This window comes from Streptomyces sp. cf386 (assembly GCF_900103585.1).
Classification (GTDB): domain Bacteria; phylum Actinomycetota; class Actinomycetes; order Streptomycetales; family Streptomycetaceae; genus Streptomyces.
Map to the genome: position 1 here is coordinate 129,002 of NZ_FNHV01000024.1, position 7,272 is coordinate 136,273.

Sequence of the window (7,272 nt, forward strand, 5' to 3'; positions counted from 1 at the left end):
TGGTGGCCGGCCCCGGTGCGGATGGGGCCGCCCTCGTGCGGTCCGGCCCGGTCAGGGGAGTGGCCGAACCCTGCGCCGCGGGAGGCTCATCCGGCGAAAACCTCCCTCGGCGCTTTCGAGGTCACTTCTTGTCGAGCAGGTCCTGGACCTTCGCGCGGACGTCGTCCGAGGCCAGGCCCCGGATCGTCAGCGTCGTACGGCGACGCAGCACGTCGTCCGGCGTCTCGGCCCACTCGTTGTCGCGGGCGTAGACGACCTGGGCCCAGATCTCCGGCGCGTCCGGGTGGACACGCTCGCCCAGCTCCGGGTTCTCGTTGGCGATGCGGGCGATGTCGAAGGCCAGGGAGCCGTAGTGGGTCGCCAGGTGCTTCGCCGTGTCGGCCGCCATGCGCGGGCCCGGCGCCGGGCGGTCGGTGAGCAGCCGGTGGGCGACCGCGCGCGGGTTGGCGATGCCCGGCAGCGGCAGCTTCTTCGGAAGGGAGGAGATGGGCTCGAAGTCGTCGCCGAGCGGGTGGCCCGGCAGCGCCTCCAGCTTCTTCATGATCGTGCGGCCGATGTGCCGGAAGGTCGTCCACTTGCCGCCCGCGACGGACAGCATGCCGCCCGTGCCCTCGGTCACGACCGTCTCGCGCTTGGCCTTCGCGGTGTCGCCGGGGCCGCCCGGCAGCACCCGCAGACCGGCGAAGGCGTACGTGATGAGGTCCCGGTCCAGCTGGTGGTCCCGGATGGAGAACGCGGCCTCGTCGAGTATCTGGGCCGTGTCCTTCTCGGTGACCGAGACGTCCGCCGGGTCGCCCTCGAACTCCTCGTCCGTGGTGCCCAGCAGCAGCATGTCCTCCCAGGGCAGGGCGAACGTGATGCGGTACTTGTCGATCGGGGTCGCGAGCGCGGCCTTCCAGGGCGCGGTCCGCTTCAGGACCAGGTGCGCGCCCTTCGACAGCCGGATCGACGGCGCGGCGTTCGGGTCCTCCATCTTGCGCAGGTGGTCGACCCAGGGACCGGTCGCGTTGAGCACGAGCCGGGCGTTGACCCCGAACTCGTCACCGGACAGGCGGTCCTTGAGGTCCGCGCCGGTCACCCGGCCCTTGGTGAAGCGCAGGCCGGTGACCTCGGCGTGGTTGAGCACGACCGCGCCCGCCTCGACGGCCCCGCGGACCGTCATCAGCGCCATGCGCGCGTCGTTCATCTGGTCGTCGCCGTACACGGCCACGGCCTTGAGGTTGTCGGTGCGCAGCTCCGGCACGTCCTGCGCCGCCTTGGCGGGGGACAGGAGGTGACCGACACCGTCGCCGAAGGCGGACAGCGCGGAGTAGGCGAAGACGCCCGCCCCGAGCTTCGCGGCGCCGTGCGGACCGCCCTTGTACACGGGGAGGTAGAAGGTGAGCGGGTTCGCCAGGTGAGGGGCCACCTGGCGGGAGACCGCACGGCGCTCGAAGTGGTTCTCCGCCACCAGCTTCACCGCGCCGGTCTGCAGGTAGCGCAGACCGCCGTGGAGCAGCTTGGAGGAGGCGGAGGAGGTGGCGCCGGCGAAGTCACCGGCGTCGACCAGAGCCACCCTGAGGCCGGACTGCGCGGCGTGCCAGGCGGTGGAGATGCCCAGGATGCCGCCGCCGATCACGAGAAGGTCGTACGACGCCTTGGCGAGCTGCTCCCGGGTCTCGGCGCGGCTCGGGTTGGAGCCGGAGGCCGGGCGCGTACCGAGGGCAGGCACGGACTGCAGGGTGGTCTGACTGGTCATTTCGGGTTCTTACTCCTCATCAGAGTTCGAGAGCTGGCGACGGCTGTGGTCAGCTCTCGTCGTCCTCGATCCAGCCCATGGTCCGCTCGACGGCCTTGAGCCAGTTCTTGTACTCACGGTCGCGGGTCTCCGCGTCCATGTGGGGGGTCCACTCGGCGGCCCGGCGCCAGTTGGAGCGCAGTTCGTCGGTACCGGACCAGAAGCCGACGGCGAGACCGGCGGCGTAGGCGGCGCCGAGGCAGGTGGTCTCGGCGACCATCGGGCGCACCACGGGTGCGTCCAGGACGTCCGAGAGGGTCTGCATCAGCAGGTTGTTGGAGGTCATGCCGCCGTCGACCTTCAGGGCCACCAGCTCGTCGCCGGAGTCCTTGACCATGGCGTCGGCGATCTCCCGCGTCTGCCACGCGGTCGCCTCCAGGACGGCACGCGCGAGGTGCGCCTTGGTGACGTACCGGGTCAGGCCGGCGATCACGCCGCGGGCGTCGGAGCGCCAGTGCGGGGCGAACAGACCGGAGAAGGCCGGCACGAAGTAGGCGCCGCCGTTGTCCTCGACCGAGAGCGCGAGCGTCTCGATCTCGGCGGCGGTGGAGATCAGGCCCATCTGGTCGCGCATCCACTGCACCAGCGAGCCGGTGACGGCGATCGAGCCCTCCAGGGCGTACACCGTCGGCTGGTCGCCGATCTTGTAGCCGACCGTGGTCAGCAGGCCCGCGTACGAGTTGATGATCTTGTCACCGGTGTTCATCACCATGAAGGTGCCGGTGCCGTACGTCGACTTGACCTCGCCCTCGGAGAAACAGGTCTGGCCGAACAGGGCCGCCTGCTGGTCGCCGAGCGCCGAGGCGACCGGGATGCCGCCGAGCAGGTCGCCCAGCTTGCCGCCGGTGACCTCGCCGTAGACCTCGGCGGAGGACCGGATCTCCGGCAGGATCTGCAGCGGCACGCCGATCGACTCGGCGATCTTGTCGTCCCACTCCATGGTGTGCAGGTTCATCAGCATGGTGCGGGACGCGTTGGTGACGTCGGTGACGTGCTTGCCGCCGTTGGCACCACCGGTCAGGTTCCAGATGACCCAGGTGTCCATGGTGCCGAAGAGGATGTCGCCGGCCTCGGCGCGCTCCTTGAGGCCCTCGACGTTGTCCAGCAGCCAGCGGGCCTTCGGACCGGCGAAGTAGGAGGCCAGCGGCAGACCGGTCTCGCGGCGGAAGCGGTCCTGGCCGACGTTGCGACCGAGCTCCTTGCACAGGGCGTCGGTGCGGGTGTCCTGCCAGACGATGGCGTTGTGGACGGGCTCACCGGTGTTCTTGTCCCACAGCACGGTCGTCTCGCGCTGGTTGGTGATGCCGATGGCCTTGATGTCGTCGCGGGTGATGCCGGCCTTCTGGATGGCTCCGGCGACGACCTCCTGGACGTTGGTCCAGATCTCGTTGGCGTTGTGCTCGACCCAGCCCGGCTTCGGGAAGATCTGCTCGTGCTCCTTCTGGTCGACGGAGACGATGCGTCCGTCGCGGTCGAAGACGATACAGCGGGAAGAGGTCGTGCCCTGGTCGATGGCTGCGATGAAGGGGCCGGCGGTGTGCGCGTCGGTCACTGTGTGCTCCTGGAAGTTCCGGGTTTATGGGGCTTTACGTACGGCGCGTGCTGAGAGTTTCGGTGCTTCTCACTCAAACGGGTGAAGCTCGGTTCTCCTAAGCAAAAGCGACGTTGTAGATGCCTGCAGCGATGGCGCCGCCGATCAGCGGACCGACCACCGGGATCCAGGCGTAGCCCCAGTCGGAGCCGCCCTTGTTGGGCAGGGGCAGAAGGGCGTGCACGATACGCGGACCGAGGTCACGGGCCGGGTTGATCGCATAACCGGTCGGGCCGCCGAGGGACAGACCGATCGAGACGACGACGAGCGCGGTGATCAGGGCGCCCAGGGTGCCCAGGCCCTTGCCACTGTCGTTCAGGCCCTGGGTGAGAACCGCGAGGACCAGCACAACGGTGCCGATGATCTCCGTGGCGAGGTTCTGAACCACGTTCCGGATCTCGGGACCGGTGGAGAAGATGCCCAGGACCGGGCCGGCGCCCTTCTCCTGTGCCTCGACGGCCTTGGCCGCCGTGGCCTGCGCGCCCGGACCGCCGACGATCTCCTTGTCGGTGAGGTGCGCGTGGAACTGGCCGTAGTAGGCGACCCAGACCAGAGCGGCACCGATCATGGCGCCGAGGAACTGTCCGGCGAAGTACGTCGGAACGTTGCTCCAGTCGTTGTCCTTGATCGCGAGAGCGACCGTCACGGCCGGGTTCAGGTGGGCACCGGACAGCGGCGCCGAGGTGTAGACCGCCGTGAGCACTGCGAAGCCCCACCCGAAGGTGATGGCGAGCCAGCCGGCGTTGCGAGCCTTGGAGGCCTTCAGCGTGACGGCGGCGCAGACGCCCCCGCCGAGCAGGATGAGTATGGCGGTACCGATGGTCTCGCCGATGAAGATGTCGGAGCTGGACACCCGCGACTCCTTTGTCCTTCGTCCAGGGAAGCCGAACCCCGGGTCCCACCGGTGGTTCGCGTTGCCCTCGGGGGTGAGGGCGATGACGGTCCTTGGCGTTGTCACACTCTAGCGCGTATTGCCGGTAGGTGTTCGACAATGCCGACCGATGGACGGGAGTCTTGCCCCGGTGTGACGTGCGCGTCAAGAGTCGTGTCGTTGAATGCGCGATCGTTGTCGGATGTGTTGCTTTATCGACATGGCTACGACTTCGCCGACCCATGAAGAAGGCCGGAACGTCCACGACGTCCCGGCAACCGCTTTCGTCCCGTGAGGGCCCTCAGAACCGCCCGGCGCCCAGATCCCGCGACACCGCGCGGGCACAGTCCCGTACCGCCGCGATCAGCTCATGACGCAGCTCGCCGTCCCGGCCCAGCCGCTCCACGGCGCCGGTGATACCGACCGCGCCCACCGGCATGCGGCGCCGGTCGTGGATGGGGGCGGCGACCGAGGCGACGCCCTCCCAGGTCTCCTCGACGTCGGCGGCGTAGCCACGCGCGCGTGTCATGTCGAGGATGTGCTCGAAGGCGTCCAGCTCGCACACGGTCCGGTCCGTGAAGGCCTTGCGGTCGGCCTCGATCGCCTCGCTGTGCGCGACCGGGTCGTACGCCGACAGGACCTTGCCCAGGGCCGTGGAGTGCAGCGGCTGCATGGCCCCGATCTCCAGCACCTGCCGGCTGTCGTCGGGGCGGAAGACGTGGTGGACGATCAGCACGCCCTGCTGGTGCAGGACGCCCAGGTAGACGCTCTCCCCGCTGGAGCGGGCCAGGTCGTCCGTCCACACCAGGGCGCGCGCCCGCAGCTCGTGCACGTCCAGATAGGTGGTGCCCAGGCGCAGCAGCTCGGCGCCCAGTTGGTAGCGCCCTGAGGCGTCGTCCTGCTCGACGAAGCCCTCCTGCTGGAGGGTGCGCAGTATCCCGTGGGCCGTGCCCTTGGCGAGGCCCAGCGAGGAGGCGATGTCCGACAGGCCGAGGCGTCGCTCGCCGCCCGCGAGGAGCCGCAGCATCGCGGCCGCCCGTTCGAGCGACTGGATGTTCCGTGCCATCGCCGTGCTGCCTCCGTCCCCTTCGACCGTCGACCCGCGACGTCGCTGCCGCCGTTCGGCAATGTCGAACACTACCGGTCGATGCCGACCTCCCGCTAATGGTCCGTCGGCATTCGTCCGCTGCTGTTGTGTCACCCGTATCCGGCAGTCGGTCCACCGGACATCCTCGCCCCTCTCCGTCCCGCCTCGTGGACGCCCCTGACCATCCGAGAGCGGTCCCGGCTACCCTGACGGCGTGCGCCCGCTGTGGAAAGTCCCACGAGGGCGCAAAGCCGACAGCCGTCGCACTCCAGGGAGCCCTTACATGGCCTCGTTGCCAACGACCCCTTCCGCCGACAGCCGGACCCGCGCGTCCGCCCTCCGCGAGGCGCTCGCCACCCGTGTGGTGGTCGCCGACGGAGCGATGGGCACCATGCTCCAGGCACAGGAGCCCACACTGGAGGACTTCCAGCAGCTCGAGGGCTGCAACGAGGTCCTGAACGTGACCCGCCCGGACATCGTCCGCTCGGTGCACTCCGCGTACTTCGACGCGGGCGTCGACTGCGTCGAGACGAACACCTTCGGCGCGAACCTCACCGCCCTGGGCGAGTACGACATCCCCGAGCGTGTGCACGAACTGTCCGAGTCCGGCGCCCGTATCGCCCGCGAGACGGCCGATGAGTACGCCGCCCGCGACGGCCGGCAGCGCTGGGTCCTCGGCTCCATCGGCCCGGGCACCAAGCTGCCCACCCTCGGCCACACCACCTTCGGCGCCATCCGCGACGCCTACCAGCAGAACGCCGAGGGCCTGCTGGCCGGCGGCGCCGACGCGCTCCTGGTGGAGACCACCCAGGACCTGCTGCAGACCAAGGCCTCCGTCCTCGCCGCCCGCCGGGCGATGGAAACGGCCGGGTACGACGTCCCGCTGATCGTGTCGGTCACCGTGGAGACGACCGGCACGATGCTGCTCGGCTCGGAGATCGGTGCCGCGCTGACCGCGCTGGAGCCGCTCGGCATCGACATGATCGGCCTGAACTGCGCGACCGGCCCGGCCGAGATGAGCGAGCACCTGCGCTACCTCGCCCGCCACTCCCGCATCCAGCTGTCCTGCATGCCGAACGCGGGCCTGCCGGTGCTGACCAAGGACGGCGCGCACTACCCGCTGACCGCACCGGAGCTGGCCGACGCCCAGGAGAACTTCGTCCGCGAGTACGGCCTCTCCCTGATCGGCGGCTGCTGCGGGACGACCCCCGAACACCTGCGCCAGGTCGTCGACCGTGTCCGCGACCTCACCCCGTCCGAGCGTGATCCGCGTCCGGAGCCGGGTGCGGCCTCGCTCTATCAGACGGTGCCGTTCCGTCAGGACACCGCGTACATGGCGATCGGTGAGCGGACGAACGCGAACGGGTCGAAGAAGTTCCGTGAGGCGATGCTGGAGGCGCGCTGGGACGACTGTGTGGAGATGGCCCGCGACCAGATCCGTGAGGGCGCGCACATGCTGGACCTGTGCGTGGACTACGTCGGCCGCGACGGTGTGGCGGACATGGAGGAGCTGGCGGGGCGTTTCGCGACCGCGTCCACTTTGCCGATCGTGCTGGACTCCACCGAGGTCGACGTCATCCGGGCCGGCCTGGAAAAGCTCGGCGGGCGTGCGGTCATCAACTCGGTGAACTACGAGGACGGAGACGGCCCCGGCTCCCGCTTCGCGCAGGTCACCCGGCTGGCCCAGGAGCACGGCGCGGCGCTGATCGCGCTGACCATCGACGAGGAGGGCCAGGCCCGCACCCCGCAGAAGAAGGTCGAGATCGCGGAGCGGCTCATCGACGACCTCACCGGCACCTGGGGCATCCACGAGTCGGACATCCTCATCGACACCCTGACCTTCACCATCTGCACCGGTCAGGAGGAGTCCCGCGGGGACGGTATCGCCACCATCGAGGCGATCCGCGAGCTCAAGCGCCGCCACCCCGACGTCCAGACCACCCTCG

General features: G+C 69.5%; 5 protein-coding genes. 1 reads left to right on the forward strand and 4 read right to left on the reverse strand.

The window, feature by feature from the left end; genetic code table 11:
• Positions 1–121: 121 nt before the first annotated feature.
• From BLU79_RS40720 to BLU79_RS40735, 4 genes are all read right to left on the reverse strand, one after another.
• On the reverse strand, positions 122–1,738 hold the full coding sequence (locus tag BLU79_RS40720; RefSeq protein WP_093911083.1) for a glycerol-3-phosphate dehydrogenase/oxidase: 1,617 nt from the start codon (positions 1,736–1,738) through the stop codon (positions 122–124).
• A 49-nt stretch (positions 1,739–1,787) separates the two neighbouring features.
• Complete coding sequence (gene glpK / locus BLU79_RS40725; RefSeq protein ID WP_093911084.1) at positions 1,788–3,329, reverse strand: glycerol kinase GlpK; 1,542 nt, start codon at positions 3,327–3,329, stop codon at positions 1,788–1,790.
• Positions 3,330–3,426: 97 nt separating this feature from the next.
• On the reverse strand, positions 3,427–4,221 hold the full coding sequence (locus BLU79_RS40730) for an MIP/aquaporin family protein (RefSeq protein ID WP_093911085.1): 795 nt from the start codon (positions 4,219–4,221) through the stop codon (positions 3,427–3,429).
• Between the two features lie 319 nt (positions 4,222–4,540).
• Positions 4,541–5,305, reverse strand: a complete 765-nt coding sequence (locus BLU79_RS40735; RefSeq protein WP_093911086.1) for an IclR family transcriptional regulator — start codon at positions 5,303–5,305, stop codon at positions 4,541–4,543.
• Positions 5,306–5,609: 304 nt separating this feature from the next.
• Here BLU79_RS40735 and BLU79_RS40740 point away from each other — a divergent pair.
• On the forward strand, positions 5,610–7,272 hold a 1,663-nt coding region (locus tag BLU79_RS40740; protein WP_177001364.1), incomplete at its 3' end, for a homocysteine S-methyltransferase family protein.